This window comes from Catellatospora tritici (assembly GCF_019083965.1).
GTDB lineage: Bacteria > Actinomycetota > Actinomycetes > Mycobacteriales > Micromonosporaceae > Catellatospora > Catellatospora tritici.
Genome location: NZ_JAHRCY010000026.1, coordinates 24,495 through 51,484, shown reverse-complemented (window position 1 = coordinate 51,484; position 26,990 = coordinate 24,495). Strand labels below are relative to the sequence as shown.

Annotated in this window: 24 protein-coding genes; 12 read left to right on the top strand and 12 right to left on the bottom strand. The window is 70.4% G+C overall.

Annotated features, from left to right (window positions below):
* The first annotated feature begins 60 nt into the window (after positions 1 to 60).
* From KUA19_RS36185 to KUA19_RS36175, 3 genes are all read left to right on the top strand, one after another.
* A complete protein-coding gene (locus KUA19_RS36185; RefSeq protein WP_217403461.1) occupies positions 61 to 1,071 on the top strand; it encodes an amino acid ABC transporter permease in 1,011 nt (336 codons plus the stop codon).
* A complete protein-coding gene (locus KUA19_RS36180) occupies positions 1,068 to 1,832 on the top strand; it encodes an amino acid ABC transporter ATP-binding protein (RefSeq protein WP_302563548.1) in 765 nt (254 codons plus the stop codon). Before KUA19_RS36185 ends, KUA19_RS36180 begins: the two co-directional genes overlap by 4 nt.
* A gap of 100 nt (positions 1,833 to 1,932) precedes the next feature.
* Positions 1,933 to 2,901: an ABC transporter substrate-binding protein gene (locus KUA19_RS36175; protein ID WP_217403460.1), complete on the top strand. Its 969-nt coding sequence runs from the start codon at positions 1,933 to 1,935 to the stop codon at positions 2,899 to 2,901.
* A gap of 48 nt (positions 2,902 to 2,949) precedes the next feature.
* Here KUA19_RS36175 and KUA19_RS36170 read toward each other — a convergent pair whose 3' ends face one another.
* From KUA19_RS36170 to KUA19_RS36150, 6 genes are all read right to left on the bottom strand, one after another.
* A complete protein-coding gene (locus KUA19_RS36170) occupies positions 2,950 to 3,732 on the bottom strand; it encodes a DUF1684 domain-containing protein (RefSeq protein ID WP_217403458.1) in 783 nt (260 codons plus the stop codon).
* A gap of 487 nt (positions 3,733 to 4,219) precedes the next feature.
* The gene (locus KUA19_RS36165; RefSeq protein ID WP_217403456.1) at positions 4,220 to 4,690 is read right to left on the bottom strand and encodes an RrF2 family transcriptional regulator; all 471 of its coding nucleotides are present in this window, start codon (positions 4,688 to 4,690) and stop codon (positions 4,220 to 4,222) included.
* Positions 4,691 to 4,744: 54 nt separating this feature from the next.
* Positions 4,745 to 4,870, bottom strand: a complete 126-nt coding sequence (locus KUA19_RS44245; protein ID WP_302563545.1) for a hypothetical protein — start codon at positions 4,868 to 4,870, stop codon at positions 4,745 to 4,747.
* Between the two features lie 110 nt (positions 4,871 to 4,980).
* Positions 4,981 to 5,940 carry a sulfotransferase family protein gene (locus tag KUA19_RS36160; RefSeq protein ID WP_217403454.1) on the bottom strand — a complete coding sequence of 320 codons (960 nt, stop codon included), beginning with the start codon at positions 5,938 to 5,940 and terminating at the stop codon, positions 4,981 to 4,983.
* Between the two features lie 79 nt (positions 5,941 to 6,019).
* Positions 6,020 to 7,126 carry an RICIN domain-containing protein gene (locus KUA19_RS36155; protein WP_217403452.1) on the bottom strand — a complete coding sequence of 369 codons (1,107 nt, stop codon included), beginning with the start codon at positions 7,124 to 7,126 and terminating at the stop codon, positions 6,020 to 6,022.
* Positions 7,127 to 7,206: 80 nt separating this feature from the next.
* A complete protein-coding gene (locus tag KUA19_RS36150) occupies positions 7,207 to 9,993 on the bottom strand; it encodes a ricin-type beta-trefoil lectin domain protein (protein WP_254550660.1) in 2,787 nt (928 codons plus the stop codon).
* Positions 9,994 to 10,550: 557 nt separating this feature from the next.
* On the opposite strand from KUA19_RS36150, the gene KUA19_RS36145 reads away from it, so the two are divergent.
* Complete coding sequence (locus KUA19_RS36145) at positions 10,551 to 11,660, top strand: RICIN domain-containing protein (protein WP_217403450.1); 1,110 nt, start codon at positions 10,551 to 10,553, stop codon at positions 11,658 to 11,660.
* Between the two features lie 187 nt (positions 11,661 to 11,847).
* Here the strand turns inward: KUA19_RS36145 and xynA are convergent, their stop codons facing one another.
* A complete protein-coding gene (gene xynA, locus KUA19_RS36140) occupies positions 11,848 to 12,834 on the bottom strand; it encodes an endo-1,4-beta-xylanase XynA (RefSeq protein WP_217403448.1) in 987 nt (328 codons plus the stop codon).
* A gap of 464 nt (positions 12,835 to 13,298) precedes the next feature.
* On the opposite strand from xynA, the gene KUA19_RS36135 reads away from it, so the two are divergent.
* Complete coding sequence (locus KUA19_RS36135; protein WP_217403446.1) at positions 13,299 to 14,189, top strand: class I SAM-dependent methyltransferase; 891 nt, start codon at positions 13,299 to 13,301, stop codon at positions 14,187 to 14,189.
* 32 nt (positions 14,190 to 14,221) lie between these two features.
* Entirely contained in the window at positions 14,222 to 15,079 is an 858-nt protein-coding gene (locus tag KUA19_RS36130) for a hypothetical protein (protein ID WP_217403444.1), read from the top strand.
* 21 nt (positions 15,080 to 15,100) lie between these two features.
* Here the strand turns inward: KUA19_RS36130 and KUA19_RS36125 are convergent, their stop codons facing one another.
* Positions 15,101 to 15,961, bottom strand: a complete 861-nt coding sequence (locus tag KUA19_RS36125) for a LysR family transcriptional regulator (RefSeq protein ID WP_217403442.1) — start codon at positions 15,959 to 15,961, stop codon at positions 15,101 to 15,103.
* Positions 15,962 to 16,053: 92 nt separating this feature from the next.
* Here KUA19_RS36125 and KUA19_RS36120 point away from each other — a divergent pair, with 92 nt between their 5' ends.
* Together KUA19_RS36120 and recQ are read left to right on the top strand one after the other, a co-directional pair.
* On the top strand, positions 16,054 to 17,217 hold the full coding sequence (locus KUA19_RS36120; RefSeq protein WP_217403440.1) for an MFS transporter: 1,164 nt from the start codon (positions 16,054 to 16,056) through the stop codon (positions 17,215 to 17,217).
* Positions 17,218 to 17,279: 62 nt separating this feature from the next.
* Positions 17,280 to 19,100 carry a DNA helicase RecQ gene (gene recQ, locus KUA19_RS36115; RefSeq protein ID WP_217403438.1) on the top strand — a complete coding sequence of 607 codons (1,821 nt, stop codon included), beginning with the start codon at positions 17,280 to 17,282 and terminating at the stop codon, positions 19,098 to 19,100.
* Here recQ and KUA19_RS36110 read toward each other — a convergent pair.
* Complete coding sequence (locus tag KUA19_RS36110; RefSeq protein ID WP_217403437.1) at positions 19,090 to 20,625, bottom strand: cellulose binding domain-containing protein; 1,536 nt, start codon at positions 20,623 to 20,625, stop codon at positions 19,090 to 19,092. The genes recQ and KUA19_RS36110 overlap by 11 nt on opposite strands.
* Before the next feature lie 158 nt (positions 20,626 to 20,783).
* On the opposite strand from KUA19_RS36110, the gene KUA19_RS36105 reads away from it, so the two are divergent.
* Together KUA19_RS36105 and KUA19_RS36100 are read left to right on the top strand one after the other, a co-directional pair.
* On the top strand, positions 20,784 to 21,230 hold the full coding sequence (locus KUA19_RS36105) for a MarR family winged helix-turn-helix transcriptional regulator (RefSeq protein ID WP_217403435.1): 447 nt from the start codon (positions 20,784 to 20,786) through the stop codon (positions 21,228 to 21,230).
* Complete coding sequence (locus KUA19_RS36100; RefSeq protein ID WP_217403434.1) at positions 21,227 to 23,668, top strand: glycoside hydrolase family 3 C-terminal domain-containing protein; 2,442 nt, start codon at positions 21,227 to 21,229, stop codon at positions 23,666 to 23,668. Before KUA19_RS36105 ends, KUA19_RS36100 begins: the two co-directional genes overlap by 4 nt.
* Positions 23,669 to 23,740: 72 nt before the next feature.
* On the opposite strand, the gene KUA19_RS36095 is transcribed toward KUA19_RS36100, so the two are convergent.
* From KUA19_RS36095 to KUA19_RS36085, 3 genes are all read right to left on the bottom strand, one after another.
* On the bottom strand, positions 23,741 to 23,971 hold the full coding sequence (locus KUA19_RS36095) for a hypothetical protein (protein ID WP_217403433.1): 231 nt from the start codon (positions 23,969 to 23,971) through the stop codon (positions 23,741 to 23,743).
* 217 nt (positions 23,972 to 24,188) lie between these two features.
* The gene (locus KUA19_RS36090; RefSeq protein ID WP_217403432.1) at positions 24,189 to 25,049 is read right to left on the bottom strand and encodes a methyltransferase domain-containing protein; all 861 of its coding nucleotides are present in this window, start codon (positions 25,047 to 25,049) and stop codon (positions 24,189 to 24,191) included.
* On the bottom strand, positions 25,049 to 25,309 hold the full coding sequence (locus KUA19_RS36085; protein WP_217403431.1) for a hypothetical protein: 261 nt from the start codon (positions 25,307 to 25,309) through the stop codon (positions 25,049 to 25,051). Before KUA19_RS36085 ends, KUA19_RS36090 begins: the two co-directional genes overlap by 1 nt.
* A 31-nt stretch (positions 25,310 to 25,340) precedes the next feature.
* Between KUA19_RS36085 and KUA19_RS36080 the strand changes: the two genes are divergently transcribed.
* Together KUA19_RS36080 and KUA19_RS36075 are read left to right on the top strand one after the other, a co-directional pair.
* Positions 25,341 to 26,036: a TetR/AcrR family transcriptional regulator gene (locus KUA19_RS36080; protein ID WP_217403430.1), complete on the top strand. Its 696-nt coding sequence runs from the start codon at positions 25,341 to 25,343 to the stop codon at positions 26,034 to 26,036.
* Positions 26,037 to 26,295: 259 nt separating this feature from the next.
* A complete protein-coding gene (locus KUA19_RS36075; protein WP_217403428.1) occupies positions 26,296 to 26,904 on the top strand; it encodes a C39 family peptidase in 609 nt (202 codons plus the stop codon).
* Positions 26,905 to 26,990 lie beyond the last annotated feature (86 nt).

Genomic DNA, 26,990 nt, shown 5'->3' with positions numbered 1-26,990 from the left:
TCAGTCAATCACCGATTAATTGTTCATTTCTTCGATCGTGCTGAATGGAGGACCGGGCAGATGGCGAAGCGAACCGCTGCCGCCCCGGACGCGACAGCGGACCTGGACACCGCCCCGGCGGCGCATCCGCTCGGCGGGACGGACCCCGACGACGTGTCCGGCCTGCCGGTGGCCCGCAACCTGCGTCCCGGGCGGTGGGCCGCCGTCGCGGTGGTCCTGGTGCTGCTGGCGATGGCCGGACACATGCTGGTGACGAATCCGGCCTGGGACTGGCCGATCGTCGGGCAGTACCTGTTCTCCGAGACGGTGGTGGAGGCTGTCTGGCTGACGCTGCGACTGACCGCGCTGGGCCTGGTCCTCGGCTTCGCGCTGGGCACCGTCCTGGCCCTGATGCGGATGTCGGGCAATCCGCTGCTGTCGGGGGCGGCGTGGGGCTACGTGTGGCTGTTCCGCTCGGTGCCGCTGATCCTGCAGCTGCTGTTCTGGTACAACCTGGCGCTGCTCTACAAGCACATCAGTTTCGGCGTTCCGTTCGGCCCGTCGTTCTTCGAGATCGGGACGATGGACCTGATCGGACCGATGACCGCGGCGACCCTCGGGCTCGCCCTGCACCAGGCCGCCTACGCCAGTGAGATCGTCCGCTCCGGACTGATCTCGGTCGACCAGGGCCAGCTGGAGGCGGCCGCCTCGCTCGGCCTGCCCCGGTTCCACCAGCTGCGCCGGATCGTGCTGCCGCAGGCGATGCGCGCGATCATCCCCAACGCCGGAAACGAATTGATCGGCCTGGTCAAGGGCACGTCCGTGGTCTACATCATGGCGCTGCCGGAGCTGTTCTACCAGGTACAGGTGATCTACAACCGCAACGGCCGGGTCATCGCCCTGCTGTTGGTCGCCGCCGTCTGGTATCTGATCCTCACCACCATCCTGTCGATCGTCCAGCACTACATCGAGCGGTTCTACGCCCGGGGCGCGCTGCGCAACCCGCCGCCGACACTGCGGTCGCGGCTGCGGGCGACACTCGCCGGATCCGCGACCGGTGCCCGGACCGCGCTGCCCGGAGGTTCGCGATGACCCGGCCCATGGTGCAGGCACGCGGCATCCACAAGAGTTTCGGCACCCTGGAGGTGCTGCGCGGGGTGGACCTGGAGGTCATGCCCGGCCGGGTGACCGCGATCATCGGACCGTCCGGCTCCGGCAAGTCCACGCTGCTGCGGGTGCTCAACCACCTGGAGCGGGCCGATCACGGCTATGTGCGCATCGACGGCGAGCTGGTCGGCTACCGCAGAGTCGGCGACCGGTTGCGCACCTTGCGGCCGATCCAGATCCTGCGCCAGCGCACCAACATCGGGTTCGTCTTCCAGAACTTCAACCTGTTTCCGCACCTCACCGTGCTCGACAACGTGACCCTGGCGCCGGTGGCGGCACAGGGTCGTCCCCGGACCGAGGTGCGCGAGCTCGCGCTCGAACTGCTCGACCAGGTCGGGCTGGCCGACAAGGTGCACGTCTACCCCCGTCAGCTCTCCGGTGGGCAGCAGCAGCGAGTGGCCATCGCGCGGGCGCTGGCGCTGCGGCCCAAGGTGCTGCTGTTCGACGAGCCCACCTCCGCGCTGGACCCCGAGCTGGTGGGCGAGGTGCTCGACACCATCAACGGCCTGGCCGGGACCGGCACCACGATGATCCTGGTCAGCCATGAGATCGGCTTCGTCCGGGAGGTCGCCGACGCGGTGCTCTTCGTGGACGAGGGGATCGTCGTCGAGCAGGGCCCGCCCGGTCAGGTGCTCGACAACCCGGTCCAGGAGCGCACCCGCGCCTTCCTCAGCAAGGTGCTCTGACCTTCCTTCCCACAGTCCCCCGTGCCGGCGGCGCCGCTGCCGCCCCGGCTCGGCTCCGCACACCCTCGTCCGGCAATACCGATACCCAAGGAGTGAAATCGTGTCTTCGCTTTCGCGCCGGGTCAGACCCGTTCTGGCCGCGCTCTCCATAGCGGTGCTCGCGCTCACCGCCGCCTGCGCCAACCCCGAGGACGGCGGTCGCGCCGCCGACCCCAGCGCCGCCACGAAGATCAATACCGCGCCGGAGCAGAACCGGGTGCGGGCCGAGAGGGTGCAGGCGATCGCGGACCTGGTCCCGGCCGCCATCAGCGGCAAGGGCGAGCTGGCGGTCGGCACGATCAGCAACGGCGTGCCCCCGCTGGCCTTCCTCGCCGACGACGACAAGACCGTGGTCGGCGTCGAGATCGACATTGCGCAGCTGGTCGCCGACACGCTCGGCCTCAAGCTGACGGTGACCCAGTCGTCGTGGGAGAACCTCTTCCTGTCGATCCGCTCCGGCAAGTACGACGTGGGCTTCTCGAACATCACGGTGACCGAGGAGCGCAAGGACATCTACGACTTCGCCACGTACCGGGCGGACAGCCTGACCTGGGAGGTTGCGGCGGACAGCAAGATCACAAAGATCGAGAAGCCGGCCGACGTCGCCGGTCTGACCGTCGGGGTCGGCTCGGGGTCCAACCAGGAGAAGGTACTGCTGGCCTGGCTGGACGAGAACAAGGCGGCCAAGCTGCCCGAGACGAAGATCCAGTACTACCAGACCCAGACCGACTACTGGCTGGCCCTCAAGTCCGGCCGGATCGAGGCGTTCTTCGGGCCGCACTCGCTGTCGGCCTACCACGTGCAGGTGGCCAAGGAGAGCAAGTTGGTCGGCGACTACTACAGCCCCACTCCGGCGCTGATCGGCGCGATGACCGTCAAGGACAACGGACTGATCAAGGCGCTCAACGAGGCCTTGAACTCGATCATCGCCAACGGCAAGTACGCCGAGGTGCTGGCGCGTTGGGGTCTGGACCATGAGAAGGTGACCGGCTCCCTGATCAACCCGCCGGGCACGCCGCGCAAGAAGTGACCTGTCGCGGCGGGTCGACCGGGTGCCGCCGGTCGGCCCGCCCGAGTGTCATCGGCGGGGCTTGAGTTCGCCCGCCTCGACGGCGACGGGCAGCCGGTTCTCCGTCGGCGGCACCGGGCAGGTGGCGTGGTCGGTGAACGCGGCAGGCGGATTCGTCGCCCGGTTGAAGTCGACCAACAGCCGCCCGTCCGGACCGGGGACCGGGATGACCAGCGCCCGCGAGCCCCAGAAGGTGGTGTCTCCGCTGGTCGCGTCGTTGAACAGGATGACCAGGTTCGCTCCGCCCGCGAACGCGGTCAGCCGGTGCTCGACCCCGTCCACCTCGAACCGGACCACGCCGACGGCCGACGCGGGCTGGATCAGCCCCGCGACGACGGCACCCACGGTGACCTGCCGCGGCTCGTCGTAGGGCTCGTACACGCCGGGCACGGCCCAGCGGGGGTCGTAGTCGCGGGTGGGCACGCCGGTGAACCCGGTCAGGGCCGGGGACCGCGGGTCGCGCACCCGGACCGCCCAGCCGATGTTGTGGCCCATCACCTCGACCTGCCTGTCGCCCAGGACGATCTTCGGGGTCGACCGGTCGAGCCGGATCTCGCCGTGCACCGGTGCGCCGTCGGCGGTGAAGCCGTCCTCCGCCCGCGCCCGCAGCGTGACGCCGTCGCCGTCGGCGCTCCAGGAACCGGGCAGGTCGTCGAAGCCGGTCGGCTGGTCCGTCAGCCAGTGCAGTGCGACCGGGCTGAGCCAGCCGTGCGGCTCGCGCAGCGACTCCTCCCGTTCGGTCCGCCACAGCCGCCACTGTTCGACATCGTGCTGTGTCGTGGTTTCCGTCATGTCTCCTCCAGGATGGACCGGCGCGATCAAACGGGCCGCGAGAAAGAAATGAATAGTGGGGAGGCCCATCATCGGGCGGTTATGAACGATCCATTAATGAAATGCGGTCGGTTCGACCGGGATCGTTCTATCGATGCTTATTCTATCCTAACTGGAGGGAAGATTCCGCATGCCGTCGACGGCGTCGTTCGATGGGCAACCGCTGTGTGCTGAAATGAGTTCCGGTCCTCCGCCGAACAGGCGGGCGCCATATCGGTGCGGCCGGACGCCAGGATGCGGTCCGTGGACCACTCGGTGTCATGACAGCGACGGATTCCGGCCCGTGCCGGACCGGTTCGCCGGCACCGGCCGGCCGAGGCCCCGTGGAGCGGCAAGCCGCCGACGGCTGCCTCCCGAGCATCGCCGCCGGCGCGGTCAACCTGGACCGGGTCGAAGCCGCCGCCGTGGACGGGCACGGGGCCGGGGTGGTGGTGCTGCGCCCGGACGGTCAGGCTCGACCGGTGGCCAGCCAGTCGCGGACCCGAGCCGCGGAGTCGCTGCCCGCGTCGCGGGCGAGGTCGGCGATCGTCACCCGCCGCAGCGACTGCCGCCAGGCGTGGTCGGCCTCGTACATGACCCGGGCGATGCCACACGGGGCGGCGCACGACTCCGGCGGGGTGGCCAGCGGGCCGCGCTGCCGCACCTCGGTGCAGACGAACGCCCCGGCGGGTCCTTCGATCGCCTCGACGACGTCGAGCACGGTGATCTCCTCGGCCGGGCGGGTGAGCAGGTAGCCGCCCGCCTTACCCTGCACCGAGCGTACGAGTCCGGCCCGGGACAGTTCCTGCAGTTGCTTGGCCAGGTAGCTGGGGGAGACGTCGTGCAGCTTGGCGAGCCGGACGGCAGGCACCGGTTCAGTGGCCGCGGTCAGCGCGAAACAGCAGTGCAGCGCCCACTCCACGCCCCCGGACAGCTTCATGCGCTCCATGGTACGCATTCCGGATGAAAACTGTCCGAGTACGGGTGCCGTGGGTCACAGCTGGGCGCCACAGCGGGCCGCCATCACCAGTCGGTCGGCCACCCCCTGCCGGACCCGGGCGTACGCGCCGTCGGCGTCGGCGAGCAGGTGGTCCATCCGCAGCGCCGCCATCGTGCGCACGCCGACGAGGGGCTCCCCGCAGTCGGCGGCCGCCACCGGTGAGCGCGGCCAGCTCGGCGGCTCGGCGCTCGGGCCCGGTCGTCGCGTTGTCGGGCAGGATCCGGCCACCGCTACGCGTATCCCATGGCGGGGATGACATCGGCAAGTGTTCGTTCCAGGAACTCTCGGGTGGCAGGATCGAACTGGTCATCGCGACTTTCCAGAAAGCGCGGGCGGAACGTCGACCTGGTTTCGAAGTCGTCCACACCGAGCAGTTCGAACAGGGCGCGGCGCTGCTCGGGCCAGTCGGCCGCGAGATCCTCGGCCTTCACCTCCACATACCGCCTGCCCGTCAGATCGACCGTGGCCTTCCAGGCGAGCCATCGGGCGTAGACCGGTTCGAGCCATGCGAGCGCGCCGTCGACCGTGGGCGGTGCCCAGGGCTGGTCGACGTGTGACGCGACCACCGAGACCGGGTGGCGCTTGATGTGGACGATGGTCGCCTCGGGCACGAGCTCCCACAGGAAGTCCATGTACAGCAGGTTGAACGGTGTCTTCTCGCACCAGGTCGGCTTTCCCGCCTCGGCGGCCGCGCCGCCGAACATCGTGTCGATGGCGCGCCGAAGGATCTCGAGCAGCTCGCGCCGATCGCTGAAGTACCTGGCGATCGTCTGCCGGGCGTGCTGCGGCTCGAACGGCCCGGCAGGCCAGTCGGCGTGCCCGAACCCCGCCGCGGGCACGGACTGGTCGAACGTGCTCGCGACCAGCTCCGACCACAGCCGTCCCACCGCGTCCCAGTAATACCGTTGGCCGATGGCCTGGGGAACGGTATGGCCACGATCCCTGTCGAGCCTGCCGGGCAGTCGCACCGTCAGGATGTCGCTCAGCCTGCGCAGGGCGTCCTCCCCGACGAAAGGGTCATACCGAATCGTGAGCGCGTCCGCCAGGTCCCGCAGGCCACCCGGATCGACGAGGAACCGGGTCTCGATCGGAATTCTGTGGATCTGCGGATGTTCGCCGAGAATGTTCGCGAGCTGCGATGTTCCCGAACGACCCGTACCCGCTACGAAGATCGGTGAGGGGGCTGACATGCCGCACAGCCAAGTCTCAGCACCGCACCAGCGCAACCGATTTATCCCGCTCACCCGATTCGGCCGATGGAGGTGCTGGTCAGCGGGCCGTCCAGCGCTGGGCGCCGGTGCCGTTGCAGGCGTAGAGCTGTACCAGGGTGCCGTTGGCGGTGCCGCTGGAGGTGACGTCGACGCACTTGCCCGAGGCCTGGTGGCGGATGGTGCCGTCGGCGCCGAAGGTGAAGTGCTGCGCGGCGGTGTTGTTGCAGGTCCAGAGCTGGATCCTGGTGCCGTTGGCCGAGCCGTTGGCGTTGACGTCGAGGCAGCGGGCGCCGTAGACGCGCAGTTCGGCGGAGGCGGTGCGGGTCCAGCGCTGGGCGCTGCTGCCGTTGCAGTCGAAGATCTGGAGCTGGGTGCCGTTGACGGTGCTGCTGTTCGGGACGTCCAGGCAGCGGGTCGACTGGGGGTTGTCCAGCAGTGCCGCCGTCCCGACCGGCGGCGTGGCCACCGGGGTGAGGGCGGCGGGGGCCGACTGCAGCGCGCTGTACCAGCGGGCGGCCATCTTGTCGTAGCCGGCGGCGGTGGGATGCGTGCCGTCGGCCAGGTCGGCGGTGGTGAGCACCGCGTGCATGTCCACCAGGTGGGTCAGGGGCCCCTTCTGCGCGACGATGCCGGGGATGGCGGCGTTGAAGGTCTTGATCCGCGCTTCGTACACCGGGTCGGTCTCCGGGGCGATCTGGGCGACGAACAGCTCGACCAGCGGCGCGTTGACACGGATCCGGTCGATGAGCGCGGACAGCCGGGCGGGGGCGTTGGCCAGGTCGTGGTTCTGGTTCACATCGTTGGTGCCGACGTGCAGCAGGATGGTGCGCGGATTGGCGGCGCGGATCCAGCCGACGACACTGGCGTCGATCTGGTCGATACGCCAGCCGGAGTGGCCTTCGTGGTCGTGGTCGCCCAGCGAACTCGGCCCGTTGGCGGCCGAGCCGACGAAGTCCGCGGTGTAGCCGCCCGCGACCAACCGCTGCCACAGTCCGATGCGGTAGCCGCCGGGCACGTTGAAACCGTCGGTGATGGAGGCGCCCAGCGGCATGATCCGCACACCGCCGTTGGACTCGGCCTGCGCGGGCGTCGCCGCGGCCGGTACCAGCGTGGCGGCCAGGACGATGCCGCAAGCGGCGGCCAGCCGCCTGAGGTTGGTACGCATGACTGCTCCTGTCGTTGACACGGGGTGGCGGGTCCCGGCCGTCGGTGTCGGCGCGGGACCCGGGACGGACGTTCATGGCCTCAGCTGCGGAACCACTTCTGGTTCGCGGCTCCGTTACACGTCCAGATCACAAACTGGGTGCCGTTGGCGGTGCCGTGGCCGAGCGCGTCCAGACATTTGCCGGACCCGACCCCGATCACCGAACCGTCGGACCTGATCCGCCACTGCTGCGCGGTCGATCCGTTGCAGTCGTAGATCTGCACCACGGCGCCGTCGGCGGTGCTGCCGCCCGCCACGTCCAGGCACTTGGTGTCGAAGACCTTGAGCTGGTTGGTGGTGGTGGACTCCCACAGCTGGTTGGTGCCGTTGTTGCAGTCCCACAGCGCGGGCCGGGTGCCGTTGGCCTGGTTTGCGGCGGGCACGTCGACGCACTTGTCCGACTCCTGGCCCCTGAGGATGCCCGGGGCCGCGCCGCGCGCGAACTTCTGGTTGACGCCGCCGTTGCAGCCCCAGAGCACCAGGCCGGCGCCGTTGACCACGCCGTGGTTGACCACGTCCAGGCACTTGCCCGAGCCGCCGTTGACCACCGAGCCGTCGGCGTTGACCGTCCACTGCTGGGCGCCACTGCCGTTGCAGTCCCAGATCTGCACGACCGTGCCGTCGGCGGTGCCGCCGGCGTTGGCGTCCAGGCACTTGGTGCCGTACACCGACAGCGTGCCCTGCGGGGTCGCGGTCCACTTCTGGTTGGCGGCGCCGTTGCAGTCCCACAGGTTGACCGCGGTGCCGTTGGTCTGGCTCGCGGCGGGCACGTCGACGCACAGCCCCGACTCCTGGCCCTTGAGGATGCCGGAGACGTTGCCGGGCCCGTTGGGGGTGACGTTCAGGTTGTCGAACATGTTGGTCTGGTAGCCCACCACGCCGATGCCTACCTGGCCGTAGTTGAACGAGCTGTCGGTCACCGTGGCCAGCGTGCCGTTGTCGACCGAGGCGGTGATCTGGTCGCCGGTGAAGCCGAGTTTCAGGCTGTGCCAGGTGTTGAGGCCCAGCGCCGCGCGGGTGCCGGAGGCCAGCACGGTACGCACGCCGCCGGTGCTGTTGCGCTCGATCGACCAGCCGCCGTTGTTGTTGAGCCGCAGCTGGTAGGCGGCCTGCTTGTACTGCGGACGCAGCTGGGTGTTGGCCCGGCCGAGCAGGGTCACCGTCCCGGCCTGCTGCATGTCCACGTCGAGGCTGACCGTGTAGTTCGACCACGCCGGATCACCGACCAGGGTGTACGCGTCGCTGTCGTCCTGCCAGTTGATCGGCCGGATCGGCGCCACCTGCTGCAGGCACCTGCCGGTGTGGCCCGCCACGCAGTTGCGCACCTCGTACGAGCCCTGCATGTCGGAGAAGTACTTCGCCATGCCGCGCACGTTGTAGGACTCGAAGTTGTCCGCGTACGGCAGCGGCAGCGACGAGGTCGCCGGGGACGTCGCCGTGCCCTTGCCGCCGCCGGAGGTGGTGGTCACCGTGTAGATCCGGTTGGGCTGCAGCGTCAGCGTGTACGCCCCGCCCGACGGGAGAATGTCGGCCTGCCTCACCAGGTGGTCGGCGGTGTTGTTCGAGTTCAGGTCCGTCGACCATACGTGCACCGTGCCGGTGCTGAGCCCACCGGAGACGGTCACGTTCACCGTCTGCGTACCGGGCGAGCCCGCGGTTTCGTAGATCGTCGAGTAGTCGACGTTGTTCGGCGACTTCAACGACACGTAGCTGCCGTTGGCCCGGTTGCCGCCGAGGTAGGCGCTGGCCGAGCTGTTCAGGAACTTCCAGCCGGGCTGGGTGAACTGGGTGACGTGCGCGCTGGCCCACAGGTTGCGACCCAGCCGATACGACCCCGACCAGGGCGATCCCGCGTCCATCAGCCCCACCGTCGGGTACGGCAGGTTCGGGGTGAGCGCCGCGATCAGCGGCCAGTTCATGAACCCGACGATCTGGGCGTCCAGGTACCCGCGCGTGAACGTCCGGATGAACGGGGCCGCGCCGGAGTTGTCGTCCTGCGAACCGAACTCGCTGGCCCACAGCGGCTTGCCGGAGTTCGACGCGTTCGCCGTCGACCCGCACGAGGTCGCGTCGGACAGGTAGCCGCAGACGTAGTGGTTGCCCAGCACGCCGACGGCGTTCTTGAGCGTCGGGTCGTTCGCGAACTCGTCGGCCATGCCCCAGCCGGAGTCGTCGCCGATGATCTGTACCGAGCCGTAGCCCCGATTGTTCAGGGCGGTGCGCAGGTTCTTGTACCAGGTGCTGTCGTGGCCGCGCTCGTTCCAGCCGCCGATGTAGTTGATGTTCAGGCCGTGCTGCTTGGCGCAGTCGAGCCAGGAGATGTCGTAGTCGATCATGTCCTGGGACCAGAAGTTGCCGTTGCCGATCCAGCCCGGGGCGGCCCAGGGCAGCGCGACGAGTCTGATGTTGGGGTTGCGGGCCACGGCCTGCTCGCCCAGCCAGAACTCGTAGCCCACGTTGCAGTTGATGTCGCCGCGTACGTGCTGGTGGCTGGGCTCGGAGCCGTCGGTGGAGTTGGCGTCGCCGCCGATCTCCAGCTTCAGCAGCTGCACCGCCGCGCCGTAGTTGGGCTTGAACAGGTAGTCCAGGATCTGCGAGCGCTGTGCGGCCGGGTAGTCGATCAGCAGCCGCGAGTTGCCGCCGCCGCCGCTGATCGCGCCCATGCCGTCGAACGTGCGCCCGACGACACTGCCGTTGATGTTGGCGGTGGTCGTGGCGGCGCTGGCCGGTGACGCGTTCACGGCCACCGCCGCGGTGGTCGCCAGCGACAGTAGCGCCAGCGTGGCGAGACCGCGCAGCCGGAGCCTGCGCAGGGCAGGGGGATGCATGAGATGACACTCCTTCGATCGGGTGAAGGGGGGCCGGTGGGCGGTCCGGTACGCCGGATCTGAACCGCCCACCGGCGGCTCGGGTGGGTCAGGCGATCGGGGCAAGGCCCTGCTCTGGGCGAAGCTGGTGTCGCGGTCCCACAGCACGATCAGTGGGCCATTCCCGGTGCCGTCAGCGATGACAACGTTGTCAGATGTGAGGTGAAGACGCTGCCTTCCTCTTTTCCGTGAAGGTCGACTGTGGACATCTGTTGGCTTGATGTCCATCTACGAGTGATTGCGTTTGAGCTTGAGGGTCCGTTACGGAGATTCGTCGCCCGTGCGAATTCTGTCAACTCTTGACATTCACACAGTTACATGTCTGCAATAAGGTCCGGGTCCGACCGACAGGTCACCATCGCGGCACCGCGGGCTCCATCGGGGCCGCTACGAGGGTTCGGCGGGGCCCGACTCGGCCACACATGATCAACTCAGCCCTATGTCCACATTGACAACGTTGCCAAGATGGCACAGCTCATCGCCATCGATCGATGCGCGTCCCAAGGAAGGAACCAGCTATGCGACGGAACCTCAGGCGGCTCGGTGCCGCCGGGCTTGGGCTGGCGCTCGCCGCCGGGCTGTCACTGGCGCTCGCCGCCCCGGCGCGGGCCGAGTCCAACGGCGGCGTACGGATCATGCCGCTGGGTGACTCGATCACCGACGGATACAACGTGCCTGGCGGGTACCGCATCGGACTGTGGCAGCGCCTGGCGGCAGGCGGCATCCTGACCGACTTCGTCGGCTCAGGGGTCAACGGGCCATCCAATCTCGGCGACCACGACCACGAAGGCCACTCCGGTTGGCGCATCGACCAGCTCGACGCGAACATCGTCGGCTGGATCCAGGCCGCCAATCCCCGCACGATCCTGCTGCACATCGGCACCAACGACATCGGTCAGGGCTATGACGTGCCCAACGCCCCGGCCCGGCTGTCCGCGCTGATCGACAAGATCCGGGCCAACGCGCCGCTGGTCGAGCTGTTCGTGGCTCAGTTGATCCCTCGCAGCGACGCCAACCAGGAAGCCCAGTCGCAGACGTTCAACGCCGCCCTGCCCGGCATCGTCGCGCAGAAGGGGCCGCGTACCCACCTGGTCGACCTGCACTCCGGCTTCACCACCGCCGACCTGGCCGACGGCCTGCACCCCAACGCGGGCGGCTACGACAAGATGGCCGCCCGCTGGTACGCGGCGATGCAGTCGGTGCCCGGCAGCCTGTCGTCGGTGACCACGCCGCCCGTCGACGCCGCCGCGCTGCTGTCCAACCCGCAGTCCAAGCGCTGCCTGGACGTCTCCGGCGGCAGCACCGCCCAGGGCACCCAGGTGCTGCTCTGGGACTGCCACGCCGGCACCAACCAGCGGTGGACCCGCACCGCCGCCGGTGAGCTGCGCGTCTTCGGCGACCGCTGCCTCGACGTCAACGCCAACGGCACCGCGAACGGCACGAAGATCCAGATTTGGCCCTGCAACAACACCGCGGCCCAGCGCTTCACCTTCAACGCCAACGGCACCATCGTCGGTGTCGGATCGGGCAAGTGCGTGGACGTGACCGGCGGCGCCACCGCCAACGGCACCCTGGTCGAGCTGTGGGAGTGCAACGGCACCGGCGCGCAGCGCTGGTCGGCCCGCTAGCCGACCGCCCGGCGGATCAGTCGGCGAGCAGCCCCCGGCGTGGGGCTGCCGCTCCGGCCCGCCCAAAGTCGGTACGGAGACCTCGTTCGGGTACGTCGGCACCACCGTTCGAGAGCCATCCACCGACCGTTGGCGCGGCGGCCCGATGACCGCCGCGCCGTGGGCGCCGGATCGCTGGTACGTCGCGTCAGCCCGCGCTGCAGGAGACCGTCGGCCAGGTCCAGTTGCCGTTGTGCTGGATGGTGACGCCCCAGTTGTTGCCGCTGCCGTTGGGTTTGGCGACCAGTTGCTGGGCGGTGGGATAGCTGGCGGTGATGTTCCAGGTCGACAGGACCTTGGCGGGAGAGGGGACGTTCATCGTCACGGTCCAGTTGGTGGCGCCGCTGACCGAGACGTTGAGGTTGTACCGGTCGCTCCACTGCTGGCCCGCGGACAGGGTCGCGGTGCAGGTGCCTCCTCCGCCGCCTCCGCCACCGCCACCGCCGCCGGTGGTGCCGAGCGTAATGTTGGAGTTTCCGCTGCTCTGGTAGCCCTCGGTCGCCAGGATCATGTAGTTGAAGGCGCCGAGGCTCATGCCCTTGCCCGCCCACGCGTCGAAGTGGTTGCCGGTGGTGATGGTGCCACCGGTCTTCTTCGACTGCCGGACGCTCCAGTACTGGTTGAACGTCTTGGTGCCCTCGATGGACGGGGCGTTGTACCGCGTCGTCTGGTAGATGTCGTACGTGCCGCCGTCGCTGGTGACGGTGCCCTTGTACGTCCCCGTGGGCCGGTAGGTGCCCCAGTTGTCGACGATGTAGTACTCCACCAGCGGGTTCGTGGTCCAGCCGTAGAGGGCCAGGTAGGCGTTGCCGGACGGGTTGAAGCTGCCGGCGTACGTGACGCCGCGGCGCCCGCCGGTGCTCCAGCCCTTGCCCGCGACGAAGTTGCCGGTGTTGCTCCACGAGGTGCTGTAGTTGCCGCCGGAGCCCAGGTCCATGGAGACGGTGCCGGAGCTGTCGGTCCAGAACGAGTAGAAGTACCCGTTGTTGGTGCCGGTCTGGTTGGAGGTCACGGCCGCGTTCGCGGCGCCGGGCAGCATCGTGGCGGCCGCCAGTGCGGCGGCGCAGGCGGCCCCGAGCAGGCGTATGGCGCGGCCGCGCCGCCGGTTGTCGGGGTGAGCGGGTGTGTCGTGCATGTGTGCTCCCTTCTCGGGACGGCCCCGGCCAGGGCGGGCCGGGCAGCGTGCATCGACCCGGTGGGGCGTCCTCGGCCCGGACGGCGGCCGTGGCGCACCGGGTGCGGCGCGATGGGTGCGGGTCGTGCGGTCGGCCGGGGACGGTGGCGGTTCGAACCGACATCGACAGCGGTGGACGTCTGTCGACGACGTCAGTATTGGTTTTGGCCAACTGACCGTCAACAACTATCGGTAATATTTCGGAAATACGATCTTGATACGGCTACCGCCTGATCGCCATCGCTGCTGGCTGTGCAGGGTGACGATATGTCGATAAGCGACGGTCGACCTCGGAGATTCCCGAGGTGCCGAGCATCACCGGCACATCGGAACCGAAACTTCCGGACGTCTTCCGGCTCGCGGTGCGATACGGCAGCCGGTTAAGTCGGTGGCGCGGCGGACGGGGTCTGACTAGGTTGCCCAGCGTGACACATCTGAGCCCGCTGGGATATGTGCTCGGCCTCCAGGGCGCGGCGCTGCTGCGGGCCATGCGCGAGGGCACCGCCGATCGCGAGTTCGTCGAGGCTCGCATCGCCGAGATCCGCGCACTGCTGGACGAGCCGATGCTGCGGTCCGGCGGAGTGGACGCGGTCGCGGGTGCGATCAGCTCCGCCGAGGTCTACCGCGACTGGGCACCCACCTACGACCAGCCCAACACGATGATCGAGCTGGAACAGCCGGTTGTCCGCCGGATCCTGGACGGCCTGCCCGTCGGCGTCGCGCTGGACGCGGCCTGCGGCACCGGTCGGCACGGGGCGTACCTGACCGAACTCGGCCATCGGATCATCGGCGTCGACGAGTCGCCGGAGATGCTGGCCGTGGCCCGCGAGCGCCTGCCCGAAGCCGAGTTGCACCAGGCGCACCTGGCGCGGCTGCCGCTGCCGGACGACGCCGTCGACACCATCGTGTGCGGGCTGGCGCTGGCGTACCTGCCCGACCTGGGTGTGGTGCTGGCGGAGTTCGCGCGGGTGCTGCGCCCCGGTGGGCATCTGGTCGTCTCGGACGCGCACCAGCTGCTGTCGTACCTGCGGCCGACCCTGCCGCGCGAGCCGGGGCCGGACGGCCGCCCGAGCATCCTGGTCGAGTACCACCGGCCGCTGAGCGCGTACCTGGCCGCGGCGCTGCCGCTCGGGTTCCAGGTGCGTGGCTGCGCGGAGCTGGTCCGGCCGATGACGCTGGGCGAGGCACCGCACGAGCTGCCGTCGCACATGAGCTGGGATCTGCAGCACTGGTGCCCGGAGGCGTCCCTGGCCGCGATCAGCGGCGTGCCGTCGGTGGTGGTCTGGCACTTCCAGCTCGACGCGACGCTCGGGTGACCATAGGCCCGGTGGGCAGGAGGGGCTTTCGGATGGATATGGCGGAACCGTCGGCGGCCGTGCGGCAGTGGCTCGCGCGGGCGTGGTCCGCTGCCACCAGAGTCGCGCTGCTGGCGGGTGGCGAGGACGCCCCGCCCGTCGCGAACCGGCCGGTGTTGGCGCGGGTCGACGATCCGGTGGCGCTGGACCGGTTGCGCCGGTTGACCACGACCGGGACCTTCGCCGGCGACGTCTGCCGCTGCCCCGGAGACCTCACCATCGCCCTGTACGGCGAAGACGGCGCCCTGCTCGGCGCGGCGACCGTGCACGGCGACCGGCTGTCGTGGGAGCGCGGGCGCTTCGGCGACGACCTGGTGCTCGCCGACCCGGTGCGGCTCGAACTGTACTTTTCGGAACTGGGGATACGAGGAACGGCCAGGGCGCTGCTCGGCTGGATGATCTCCGCCCTGGACCTGGACGAGGGCGAGATCCAGTTCCGTCCCGCCGGAGACGTCGCGGCGATGGCGGCCAACCGCGTTCCGGCCGCGCTTTCGGCGCAGTTGCTGAACCTGTCGGGACCGGCCGCCGGAGACGCGGCCGAGGACACGGTGGACCGCCTGTTCGATCGGCTGCGGCGGTCGGTTCCGGACCACGCCGTGGCGGCGCGCGCCCTGCTGGGCTGGCTGGGTTCGACGACCTGGCCGGGGGAGGCCCTCTCCGGGGACGGTCTGCTGGCGCGGCGGCTTCTCGCCAGGCTGGACCCGGCCGTGGTCGTGGGCCAGTTCCCGACGCTGGTCGAAGCACCGGAGGTCATGGGCGCGTTGGTGTTCGCGGCGTTCGCCGATGACGACGTCGCGCTCCTGGCGGGGCTGAGACCCGCGATCGTCGGGATTCTGGCGCCGATCCGTTGACCGGGCCCGGGGCCGGTCGGCTCAGTGGTCGGCGGGTGTCGCGGGCAGCGCGGAGACGGCGGCATGCAGTGCGTCCAGGCCGGGATGGCGCAGGGTGCGCCGCCACATCATCGCCCAGGCGAAGACGGCGTCCGGCTCGGCCAGCGGCCGCAGCACCGCGTCGGGCGGCACGGCCGTGGTCGCCAGCGCGAGGATCGGTGCGTCGCGTTCCCGCAGGTGCCGGGCGAGCTCGTCGGCGCCGTACACCTGCGGGTGTGAACTCTGCAGCGACAACCCGACCGGCGCGAGCAGGCGGCTGACCAGGTCGTCCCAGGCCGGGCTGACCTGGCTGCCCGCGCGTACGCACAGCCGGGTGCCCGGCAGCGCGGTCAGCGGGACGGCGTCCAGCCGTGCCAGCGGGTGGTCGGCGGGCAGCAGCACGGCCAGCGGTTCGTGCCACACCGTACGGCCGGCCCACTCGGTGCCGTCGGCCTGCCGCAGTCCGAACCGGACGTCGGCGGGCTCGTGGTGGAACCTGGCGAAGAACTCCACCTGCGGGGCGAGTCCTCGCGCCGCGTCCAGGATCCGGGCGGGCAGCAGGTCCGGCCCGCACACGTCGACGACCAGCGCCGCCCGTTCACCGCGTACCTCGCGCAGCATCCGGTCGTGCAGGGCGACCAGTTCGCGGGCGTAGTCGAGCAGAGTCCGCCCCGCCGGGGTGAGCGCCACCCGCCGGGTGGACCGAACCAGCAGCGGGGTGCCGATCCGGGTCTCGAGCTGCTGCACCTGGCGGCTGAGCACCTGCTGGGCGACGAACAGGCGCTGCGCGGCGCGGGTGAAGTTCAGCTCCTCGGCGACGGCGAGGAAGTGGCGCAGCAACCGGATGTCGAGGTCGATGGACATCCGTCATTGGTAGCAATTTACAACGCGGATGTGTAGATCATGAAGCAACAGGTGTTGGATCTTGCGTTACGTTCGGCGCGAGCATCGACGGTATGGGTCAGCGCACCGTCATCTCGCTCCACTATCTGCTCACCGGGGTGCTCACCGCGCTGTGGGGCGCGACCCTGCCCGCCAACGACGCCCGGCTCGGCCTCGGGCCGGGGCGGATCGGCGCGGTCCTGTTGCTGCTCGGCGTCTGCGGGGTGGTCGCGATGCCGGTGGCGGGGCGGCTGGCGGGCCGCTGGACCGAGCGCCGGATGCTGCGGACCGCCGCGCCCCTGTGCGCGGCCGCACTCGCCGGACCCGGCCTGTCGGGAACGTATCCACTGCTCATGGCGTCGGTCGTGCTGCTCGGCCTGTGCCTGGGCGCGCTCAACGTGATGCTGAGCGTGTACGCCGTGGCGGTGGAGCGCCGCGCGGGTCGCCCGATCATGTCGACGCTGTACGGCGTGTGGACCCTCGGCGCGGTCGGCGGCGGCGCCGCCACGTCGCTGCTGCTGTGGTCCGGAACGGATGTCTCGCCGCTGCTGGTCGCGGCGGCGACGTTGCTGGCTGTGCTGTTCGTCGCGGTGGGGCGCCGGCTGGGTCCCGCCCACGCGGCGGCGGTGGGTTCCGACGCACCTCGGGCGGCAGGCGGGGCCGGAACCGGGATGATCGTCCTGCTCGGGGTGGTCGGCGCGGCGGCGTTCATCACCGAGGGCGCCGCCACCGACTGGGCCGGGCTGCACGCCTCCCGGGTCCTGGGCGCCGACCCGGGCACCGCGTCGCTGGTCTACACGGCGTTCTTCGCGGCGATGACGGTGGCCCGTCTCGCCGGGGACGCGGTCCGCGCGCGGATGGCGGCTCCGGCGCTGCTGCGCCGGGCGGCCCTGGTGACCCTCGGTGGATACGCGCTGGTACTGGCCAGCCCGGCCGCCGACGCGGCTCGGATCGGCCTGGCCATGGCCGGTTGGGCACTGACGGGTGTCGGCATGTCGGTGGTGTGGCCGGTGGTGTCGGCCGCGGCCGGGGCGGCCGGGCTCGCCGACGCGCGACAGCTGTCCCTGGTCACGACGATCGCCTACACCGGCGGCCTGATCGGCCCGGCCGTGATCGGTGCGTTCGCCGCGGCCACCTCGCTGCCGCTCGCGCTGCTGATCCCGGCGCTGCTGGTGCTGGTGGTGGCGGGTTCGGCGCCGCTGCTGGCGCCGGCCCTGTCGCCGCAGGTGGCGGCGTGAGCTGGGCGGTTATCCACAGCCGCGTTTTCCGGTTCGTCAGGGTCGGCACCTAGGATCGACGGGTGCGTGATGCGGCAGAGGTGCTGAGCAGGGTCTTCGGGTACGACAGCTTCCGCGGCGCCCAGGCCGACATCATCGACCATGTCATCGGCGGCGGCGACGCGTTGGTGCTGATGCCCACCGGCGGCGGCAAGTCGCTGTGTTACCAGATCCCGGCCCTGGTCCGTCCAGGCGTCGGCGTGGTGATCTCGCCGCTGATCGCGCTGATGCAGGACCAGGTCGACGCGCTGCGGGCGCTGGGCGTGCGGGCCGGGTTCCTCAACTCGACCCTCGACCTCGACGAGCGCAGGGTGGTCGAGGCGGAGTTCCTGGCCGGGGAGATCGATCTGCTCTACCTCGCGCCCGAGGGCCTGGCCTCCGGCTCGGCGCTGCGGCTGCTGGAGCGCGGCAAGATCTCGCTGTTCGCCATCGACGAGGCGCACTGTGTGTCGCAGTGGGGCCACGACTTCCGGCCCGACTACCTGGCCCTGTCGGTGCTGCACGAGCGGTTCCCGGACGTGCCGCGCATCGCGCTGACCGCGACCGCGACGACGGCCACCCGCGACGAGATCGCGACCCGGCTCAACCTGACCGAGGCCAGGCTGTTCGTCTCCAGCTTCGACCGGCCCAACATCCAGTATCGGATCGTGCCCAAGAACAACCCGGCCAAGCAGCTGTTGGAGCTGCTGCGCGAGGAGCACCCGGGCGACGCGGGCATCGTCTACTGCCTGTCGCGGGCATCGGTGGAGAAGACGGCGCAGTTCCTGGTCGACAACGGCATCCCGGCGCTGCCCTACCACGCGGGGCTGGACGCGCGCACGCGCGCGGCGAACCAGTCACGGTTCCTGCGCGAGGACGGCCTGGTCATGGTCGCCACGATCGCGTTCGGGATGGGCATCGACAAGCCCGACGTGCGGTTCGTGGCCCACCTCGACCTGCCGAAGTCGGTCGAGGGCTACTACCAGGAGACCGGCCGGGCCGGGCGCGACGGGCAGCCGTCCACCGCGTGGCTGGCATACGGGCTGCAGGACGTGGTCCAGCAGCGCAAGATGATCGACAGCTCGGAGGGCGATCTCGCCTACCGGCGCGGGTTGGCCGCGCACCTGGACGCGATGCTGGCCCTGTGCGAGACCGTGCGGTGTCGCCGCGGCCAACTGCTGGCCTACTTCGGTCAGCCCAGTGGTGCGGCCTGCGGCAACTGCGACACCTGCCTGAACCCGCCGCAGACCTGGGACGGCACCGTCCCGGCGCAGAAGTTGCTGTCGACGGTGCTGCGGCTGCAGCGTGAGCGCAACCAGCGGTTCGGCGCCGGACAGTCGATCGACATCCTGCTCGGCCGCGAGACCGACAAGGTGCGCCAGCACCGGCACCAGGAGCTGTCGGTGTTCGGCATCGGCAACGACCTGAGCGAGTCGGAGTGGCGCGCGGTGGTGCGTCAGCTGCTGGCCCAGGGGCTGCTCGCGGTCGAGGGGGAGTACAGCACGCTCGTGCTGACCGACGCCTCGGCCGAGGTGCTGGGGCGCCGCCGCGACGTGCAGATGCGCCGCGAACCGGAGCGGGCGGGCCGCTCCGGTGGCGGTTCGTCGTCGGGGCGCAAGGCCGCCGCGGCCGTGGCCGAGCTGCCCGCGCAGGCGGCGCCGCTGTTCGAGAAGCTGCGCGCCTGGCGGGCAGCCACGGCCAAGGAGCAGGGCGTGCCCGCGTACGTCGTGTTCCACGACGCGACCCTGCGCCAGATCGCCACCGACGTGCCGACCAGCCTCGCCGAGCTGGGCCGCATCAGCGGCGTCGGCGAGAACAAGCTCGCCAAGTACGGCGAGCAGATCCTGCTCGCCCTTACGGAGTGACGGCGATGTTGGTCAGGCCGCTGGTCGCGTTGGTGACGGTGTTGGAGCCGTAGACGACGTTGAGGTTGCCCGCGCACTTCGACGTCGACGTGATCTTGATGGCGTACTGGCCGACTCCGCCGAGGTCGGAGGTGTTGGCGCGCCAGATGTTGCCGCAGCCGTTGAGGAACGACGGGGTGGTGGCCGGATTGTGCGTCTCGTACCCGTTGACGAAGGTGCCCGGCGCGGCGAACGTGCCGGTGTTGCCCTCGATCAGGTAGCCGATGCCCTTGACGTCGATCCAGGAGTCGGCCGAGTTCTGGCCGGAGATGCCCTGGCCGTTGAAGGTGTTGCCGCGGATGATCCCGTCGAAGGTGCCCTCCTTGACGTCGATCAGCTCGGCGGCGACGTTCGGACCGATCCGGTTGTTGAGCACCTGCACCCGGTCGGAGCGGTCGACGCCGCCGGAGTTGCCGTGGCAGTCCCAGTTCGACCCGGCCGACCCGAGGTACACGCCCTCGCCGTAGCCGGGCTGGACCAGGCCGGTGTACTCCACGACCGAGTTGCGCAGGATGCCGTCGGCCGAGGAGCGGCGGAAGTGGATGCCCTCGTCCTCGGTGTGGTGGACGTAGACTCCGTCGATGACGACGTGGTGGGAGTTGTCCAGCACGATGCCCTTCTTCGACTCCGCGACCGTGAACCCGGTGAGGTTCCAGTACGGCGCGCCGTACAGCCACAGGCCGTAGCCGGAGTCCCAGCCCGCGGTGGGCGCGGGGCAGGACGGAGCGGTGCCGCTGGGCCCGTCGTTGATCAGGATCGCGGTGCGCGGCCCGGTCAGCGTGATCGGCGCGGTGGCGGTCCCGGGCCGCTGGGTGGCGAACGCACCCCGGTACGTGCCCGGCGCCAGCCGGATCGTCTGCCCGGGGGTGGCCGCCGCCAGCGCGCTGACCAGCTGCGCCGCCGTGGCGACGTCGACGATCGGCCCGGATGGGCTGGTCGACGGAGACGGGTTGGGCGAGGCCGACGGACTGGCCGACGGCCTGGGGGACGCCGACGGGCTCGGCGACGCAGACGGGCTCGGCGACGCCGACGGGCTCGGAGACGCCGACGGACTCGGGGACGCCGACGGGCTGGGAACGGTGCCGCCGGCGCAGGGCGCGCCATTGACCGTGCAGTTCAGCGGAGTGCCCCGCCCGGCGGCGTTGAAGCCGAACGTCTGCGCCGCCCCGGGGTTGACGGTTCCGTTCCAACTCAGGTTGACGAACTTGTAGTGCTGGCCGGTCTGGGTGCGGGTCGCACTCCACGAGGAGCTGACCGTGGTGCCGGCGGGCAGGTCGAACTCCACCGTCCAGCCGGTGGCGGCCGCGTCACCGCTGTTGCTGACGGCGACGTCGGCACCGTACCCGGTGTCCCACACGCTGACCTGCGTGATCGTCGCGGTCAGCCGGGGTGCCGCAGCGGCCGCCGGGGTGCTCAGCAGGGCCGGTATCACTGCCGCGAGCAGGGTGGCCACCGCACCCGCGGCGGCCAGCAGGGGTCTGCGCATCGACTGGCTCCTTTTAGGAAGGATAGTTTACCGTTACATGGAACCTCCTCGGACCGCCAAAGCCAAGAGTGATCGTCTGACCGCTTCCGCCGCAGGCACGAGGGCGGCACACTTGACGGCGACCGGGTACGGTCATGTTCCAGCTGAGAAGGAGGGCCATGTCTGTGCTGCCCGCGGGCACCGCTGCCGACCTGATGCAGCTGCTGACCCAGGCCGAACGGCTGCTGTCCCGGCACGTCGCGGGCATCCTGCGCGAGGAGGGCTGCTCGGCCGAGGCGTGGCGGGTGCTGCACCTGCTGGCCGAGGGTGGCGGACGGCCGATGACCGAGGTGGCCGACCGTTCCTTCCTGCCCCCGGGCACCCTCACCAAGGTCGTCGACCAGCTCGTCGAGCTGGGCCTGGTGTACCGGCGCATCGACCCGGCCGACCGGCGCCGCATCCGCGCCTTCCTCGCCCCGCGCGGCCGGCAGCTGCACGCGCGCATCGCCGAACGGATCGAGGCCGACGTCGCCGAACTGCCCGTGCCCGGCGCCGACCGGGAGCACCTGGCCGCGCTGCTGCACGCCCTGTCCCAGGCGATGACCACGACGCCGGTGGCGGCGTGAGCACCGCGACCCGGCAGGCCGCCGCCGAGGAGTTCGAGCCGCGGATCACCGACCTGGTCGCGCGGATGACCCCGGCGGAGAAGGCCGCGCTCTGCGCGGGCAGCGACTTCTGGCACCTGTACGGCGTGCCGCGCCTCGACGTCCCGCCGATCATGGTCGCCGACGGGCCATACGGCCTGCGCAAGGAGCACGACGGCAGCGACGTCGACGGCAAGAGCGAACCGGCCACGTGCTTCCCCACCTCCTCGGCGCTGGCCGCGACCTGGAACCCGGACCTGATCGAGCGGATCGGCCAGGCCCTCGGCGACGAGGCCCGCGCGGGCGGCGTCAGCGTCCTGCTCGGCCCCGGCGTCAACATCAAGCGCAGCCCTCTGTGCGGCCGCAACTTCGAGTACTTCTCCGAGGATCCGCTGCTGGCCGGGGTGCTGGGTGCGGCCTGGATCCGGGGCGTGCAGAGCCGGGGCGTCGGCGCCTCGCTCAAGCACTTCGCCGCCAACAACCAGGAGCGGCGCCGGTTCAACATCGACGCCACCGTCGACGAGCGGGCCCTGCACGAGATCTACCTGACCGCGTTCGAGCACGCCGTCACCCAGGCGCGGCCGTGGACGGTGATGTGCGCGTACAACCGGCTCAACGGGGTGCACTGCAGCCAGCACGAACGGCTGCTCACCGGGGTGCTGCGGGAGCGGTGGGGCTTCGACGGGGTGGTCGTGTCCGACTGGGGTGCCGTGGACGAGCGGGTGCCCGCACTGGTCGCGGGCCTGGACGTCGAGATGCCCGGCTACGGCGGCCACAACGACCGGCTCATCCTCGACGCCCTCGCCGACGGCAGCCTGCCCGAGGCGGTCCTGGACCGTGCCGCCGCGCGGGTGCTGACCCTGATCGAACGGACCGCACAGGTCCGGGCGGGTGGGCACGACTACGACCGCGACGCCCACCACACGCTGGCCCGTCGGGCCGCCGCCGAGGGCACGGTGCTGCTCAAGAATGAGGGCGGGCTGCTGCCGCTGGTCCCGCGGGGCAGGATCGCGGTCGTCGGCGCGTTCGCCAAACAGCCCAGATTCCAGGGCGCGGGCAGCGCCGGGATCAACCCGCACCGCGTCGACGACGCGTACACCCGCATCTGCGAGCTGGCGGGGGAGCAGGTGGCGTACGCGCCCGGGTACCACCGCGACCGCGGCGACGTCGACGAGGAACTGCTCGCGCAGGCCCGCGCCACCGCCCGCGACGCCGACGTGGTGCTGGTCTTCGTGGGCCTCACCGAGGGGTACGAGACCGAGGGCCTCGACCGCACCCACCTGGCCCTGCCCGCCGCCCACGACGCCCTCGTGCACGCCGTCACGGCCGTACACGAGCGGGCGGTGGTGGTGCTGGCCAACGGGGCGCCGGTGGAGATGCCCTGGCTGCGCGGCGTGCCCGCCGTGGTCGAGGGCTACCTCGGCGGGCAGGCGGGCGGCAGCGCGGTCGCGGACGTGCTGTTCGGCGCGGCCGAGCCGGGCGGGCGCCTGGCCGAGACGTTCCCGCACCGGTGGGAGGACAACCCCACCCACGCGATCCCCGACGCACCCGCGGTCACCGAGTATCGCGAGAGCGTCTACGTGGGCTACCGCTACTACGACAGCGCGCACGTGGACGTGATGTTCCCGTTCGGGCACGGGCTGTCGTACACGACGTTCGCCTACTCCGGCCTGACGCTGAACGAGACGGTGGTCGAGGCCGGGGAGCCGGTCGAGGTGAGCGTGACCGTCACCAACACCGGCGAGCGCGAGGGCAGCGAGGTCGTGCAGGTGTACGTGCACGACAGCGCGTCCACGGTGTTCCGGCCACGACAGGAGCTGGCCGCCTTCGCCAAGGTGCGGCTGCGCCCCGGCCAGTCCGAGCAGGTCACGATGGTGCTGGACCGGCGCGCGTTCGCCTTCTACGACCCCGCTCGTCGCGACTGGTGCGTCGAGGCGGGGCAGTTCGAGATCCGGGTCGGCTCGTCCTCACGCGACATCCGCGCCGAAGCGCTGGTCGAACTCACCGGCGGCGACCCCGCGCCCGAGCCGGTCAACTACCCGCTGCCCGCGCCGGGGCAGGAGTTCGACCGCGCCGCCTTCGCCCACCTGTACGGCCGCCCGCTGCCGGACAACACCGCCGACCAGCCGGGCGCGTTCACCCTGAACACGCCCCTGGCCGACATGCGTTCCTCGGCGGTGACCCGCACGCTGCAGTATGTCGCCCGCCGCAAGTCCCGCCAGGTGATCGCCGACCCGACCAGCCCGATGGCCTACCTGGTCGCCGCGATGCTGGACGAGATGCCGCTGCGGATGCTGGCCCTGGGCACCCGGGGCGCCGTCGGCCGTCATGTGCAGCAGGGCCTGCTCGACCTGATCAACGGCAAACGGCTGCTTGGGCTGCGCAGATTGTTGGGCTCACGCCGTACCGGCCGACGCTAGGAAGTCCCGGCGCCCGCGGTTCGCGGTGCTCCCGCCCGAGCTGGGGAGCACCGTTCGCGGAAACCGGTCAGGTCAGGTCAGGCACTTCGCGCCGGAGACGCCGATGGCGAGTTCCATGCCGGACTCGGCCAGCACGCTGACGGAGTTGACGTCGCCGGAGTAGGCGACTTCGGCCGCGGCATCGCAGAGCCGCTGGGCAGCGGCGGCGTCATTGTCGCCGAGAGTGGTGGCGACCACGACCGAGGTGCACTGGCCCTGTACGACGACCGATCGGACCTCGGCACTCTTCAGATGATCCTTCACCCGGTCTCCGGCCCCGGCGCAGGAGTCCGGCGGCGATGCCGGTGTCGACCCGCTGGTGACCGCCGACGGCGGCGGGGCGGCGTGCCCGCCACAAGCGGTCAGGCAGGAGGCTGCGCAGAGGAGCAGCGCAGCGAGAAGGGGAGTGGTTCGTCTGCCGATTCTCATGCGGCCACCGTTTCTGGAAGTGTGATGTGTGCGGACTGGAGACCTGATGGCGTCACGGTGCTGTCGCCGTGATGAGCCAGAGCCCAGCCGGTAGCCGGTAGCCGGACTGCGGTTGCCGGAATCGGGCGAGCAGCCCGGCCGTCGCGACCCGGGCGGCCGCCTGCTGCGGCGGCGGTGCCGCCCGGTACGCGGCCCCGGCAGGTCCGATCTCGATCAGCCATTCGGCCACGGTGTCGGGCTCGTCGGGTACGGCCATGACCACGTCATGCGGTTCGACCACGACGGCGTCGAAGCCTGACGCGGTGAGGATCCGGCCTACCCGTGCCGGGTCGGCGAACGCGAACGGGCCGGGTTCGTCGCCGACCGGCAGCGGCGGCAGCGCCGCCACGTGCGGCGCGGCACCGAGCACGGCCAACGGCAGCCACGAGTTGGCCCGGCCGTCCCGGAAGACGGTCGCAGCCAGCCGCCCGCCAGGACGCAGCATCCGCCGGATGTTGGCGCAACCGGCGACCGGGTCGGCCAGCAGCATCAGCGCCATCCGGGAGTACGCCGCGTCGAACGGTGCCCCGGGAAGGTCCTCGACCGTCTCGACGTCGGCGGCGGCGAACCGCAGCACGGGGTGGTGGTCGGGGGGAAACCGGGTGGACGCCGCGGCCACCATGGACTCCGCCAGGTCCACGCCGAGCACCGCGCCGGTCGGCCCCACTGCGGCCGCCAGTTCGGCGGTGGTGCCGCCGCAACCGCAGCCGACGTCGAGGACGTGCTCGCCGGGCCGCGGATTCAGCCGGGTCAGGGCGACGGCGCCGAGCGGGTGCCCGAGGTCATCCTGGCGGTCGGCGTGCCGGATCCAGCCGGGCGCGGCCTGTGTCCAGAACGCGCTGCCGCGGGCGCGCAGCCCGGCGATGTCGGCCATCAGAACGGCAGCTCGGCGCCGTCGACGGTCATCGCCCGGAAGCCGGCGCTCTTGCCCGCGTCGAAGTCCTCAGACTGAGCGGCCAGGCCTGCGGCTCGCATCAGCCGCTCGGCCTGGAAGCGCCGGAAGGCCGCCTCGTCCTGCCAGACGTTGATGATCCGCCAACCGTCCTCGGTGGGCCCGGCGACGTGGGCCAGCAGACCCGGCGGGCGGTCCGGTCCGAGATGCTGCTCGACCAGCTTGTATTCGGCCTCGCTCACGCCAGGCATCTCCTGCAGCACACCGAACGGCATGCGATCACATCCTTTGGATAGAGTTAAGCTCTATCCAATAGAGCACTACAGTGAGGCGGTGGCTGTCAAGAGGCGATACGAGTCGGAGCGGCGACAGGAACAGGCCCGCCAGACCCGGCGCGCGATCCTGGACGCGGCCGGCCGGCTGTTCGTCGAGTCCGGCTACGCGGCAACCCCGCTGACCGCGATCGCCACTGAGGCCGGCGTGGCGGTCCAGACCGTTTACGCGGTGTTCGGCAGCAAGCGCCAACTGCTGTCCGATCTGGTCGACGTCACGATCGCCGGCGACGATGAGCCGGTGGCGCTGCCTGACCGCCCCTTTGTGGCCGAGATCCAGGCTTTGCCCGACCCGCGCGCCAAGCTCATCCGCTTCGCTCGGCATCTCGCCGAGATCCACGAGCGCAACGCCGCTGTGATGGTCGCGCTGGCGGGGGCGGCCACCGCGGATGCCGACGCCGCCGCCATCTGGCGTAAGAACGTCGAGGAACGTCGGCACGGCATGGGCATCTTCGCCGCAGAACTCGTCGCGACAGGCGCGGTACGCCCCGAGCACGACGTCGACAGCGTCGCCGATGTGCTCTGGCTGGCGATGGACGTGCGCAACTACGACTGGCTGGTACGCACGCGCGGCTGGTCGGCCGAACGGTTCCAGCGCTGGTACGTCGACACGGTGAGCGCCGCGGTACTGCGGTGAACCGCGTCGGGCCGCCCCTTGCGGCGCTCAGCCGAACGTGCTCCTTCGGTTCCCGTTCGCGGCCGAAGTAGGTTCCGCGCCCGCACCGGTTCTGTCGGGCCGGGTATTCCACACGCGATGTGAACGGCCGCCGCGAACCATTGTCGATCCTTGTTGCCGGTGGTGTGCCGGTCTGATGCCGACTCCTTTCCTGGTGAAGGGCAGGCGCTTCCTGGAAATTGGAATGCATAAGCGATTCCAATTGAGACAGGAGAAAGCAATGCGACTCCCGACCGGACGGATCACCCGAGTCATCGCCATCGCGCTGATCGCTCTCACCGCATCGACCGCAAGCGCCCTGGGTGCCGCCACACCAGCATCCGCCGGGGAGCTCGGCTACGAGTTCCAGTGGCAGCAGAACGGCTACTACTGCGGCCCGGCCGCGACCCGGATCGCGTTGACCGCCCGCGGCTACTACTACACGCAGGACTACATCGCCAGCCAGCTCGGCACGACCACGAACGGCACCAACTCGGCCGCCGACACCACCCGGGTGCTCAATTCGCTGGGCGGCACGGGTTTCTACGAGACCAAGTGGATTCCCGGCAACTCGGCCACCCAGGCTGAGATCAACCGCCTGCAGTGGGACGTGGTCTACGACATCGACCGCAACTACCCGCTCGTGGTCAACGTCGTCGGCTCCGCCATGGACACCGACGGCGACTGGCACACCTACTCGGGCGGGCACTACCTGGCCGTGACCGGCTACAGCAACGACGGCTGGACGGTGAAGATCGCCGACTCGGCCGACGCCAACGGCTACGGCTGGTACTGGATGTCGACCGACCGCCTCGCGCACTGGATCGCCCTGCGCGGTTACTCCGCCTGACACGCAAGCACCAGCGGCCGCGCAGTCACTGCGCGGCCGCTAAGCCGTGTCCGGCGCCTGATGGTCGCGACCTCCAGCTGGCCGGA

Bases quoted from the DNA above. Each gene is read 5' to 3' on its own strand.
- KUA19_RS36180 (WP_302563548.1), top strand. From the start codon at position 1,068: ATGACCCGGCCCATGGTGCAGGCACGCGGCATCCACAAGAGTTTCGGC.
- KUA19_RS36075 (WP_217403428.1), top strand. From the start codon at position 26,296: ATGCGACTCCCGACCGGACGGATCACCCGAGTCATCGCCATCGCGCTG.
- KUA19_RS36105 (WP_217403435.1), top strand. From the start codon at position 20,784: ATGTCTGTGCTGCCCGCGGGCACCGCTGCCGACCTGATGCAGCTGCTG.
- KUA19_RS36160 (WP_217403454.1), bottom strand. From the start codon at position 5,940: ATGTCAGCCCCCTCACCGATCTTCGTAGCGGGTACGGGTCGTTCGGGA.
- KUA19_RS36130 (WP_217403444.1), top strand. From the start codon at position 14,222: ATGGATATGGCGGAACCGTCGGCGGCCGTGCGGCAGTGGCTCGCGCGG.
- KUA19_RS36125 (WP_217403442.1), bottom strand. From the start codon at position 15,961: ATGTCCATCGACCTCGACATCCGGTTGCTGCGCCACTTCCTCGCCGTC.
- KUA19_RS36110 (WP_217403437.1), bottom strand. From the start codon at position 20,625: ATGCGCAGACCCCTGCTGGCCGCCGCGGGTGCGGTGGCCACCCTGCTC.
- KUA19_RS36170 (WP_217403458.1), bottom strand. From the start codon at position 3,732: ATGACGGAAACCACGACACAGCACGATGTCGAACAGTGGCGGCTGTGG.
- KUA19_RS36165 (WP_217403456.1), bottom strand. From the start codon at position 4,690: ATGAAGCTGTCCGGGGGCGTGGAGTGGGCGCTGCACTGCTGTTTCGCG.
- KUA19_RS36090 (WP_217403432.1), bottom strand. From the start codon at position 25,049: ATGGCCGACATCGCCGGGCTGCGCGCCCGCGGCAGCGCGTTCTGGACA.
- KUA19_RS36155 (WP_217403452.1), bottom strand. From the start codon at position 7,126: ATGCGTACCAACCTCAGGCGGCTGGCCGCCGCTTGCGGCATCGTCCTG.
- KUA19_RS36150 (WP_254550660.1), bottom strand. From the start codon at position 9,993: ATGCATCCCCCTGCCCTGCGCAGGCTCCGGCTGCGCGGTCTCGCCACG.
- KUA19_RS36145 (WP_217403450.1), top strand. From the start codon at position 10,551: ATGCGACGGAACCTCAGGCGGCTCGGTGCCGCCGGGCTTGGGCTGGCG.
- KUA19_RS36185 (WP_217403461.1), top strand. From the start codon at position 61: ATGGCGAAGCGAACCGCTGCCGCCCCGGACGCGACAGCGGACCTGGAC.
- xynA (WP_217403448.1), bottom strand. From the start codon at position 12,834: ATGCACGACACACCCGCTCACCCCGACAACCGGCGGCGCGGCCGCGCC.
- KUA19_RS36120 (WP_217403440.1), top strand. From the start codon at position 16,054: ATGGGTCAGCGCACCGTCATCTCGCTCCACTATCTGCTCACCGGGGTG.
- KUA19_RS36080 (WP_217403430.1), top strand. From the start codon at position 25,341: ATGCGATCACATCCTTTGGATAGAGTTAAGCTCTATCCAATAGAGCAC.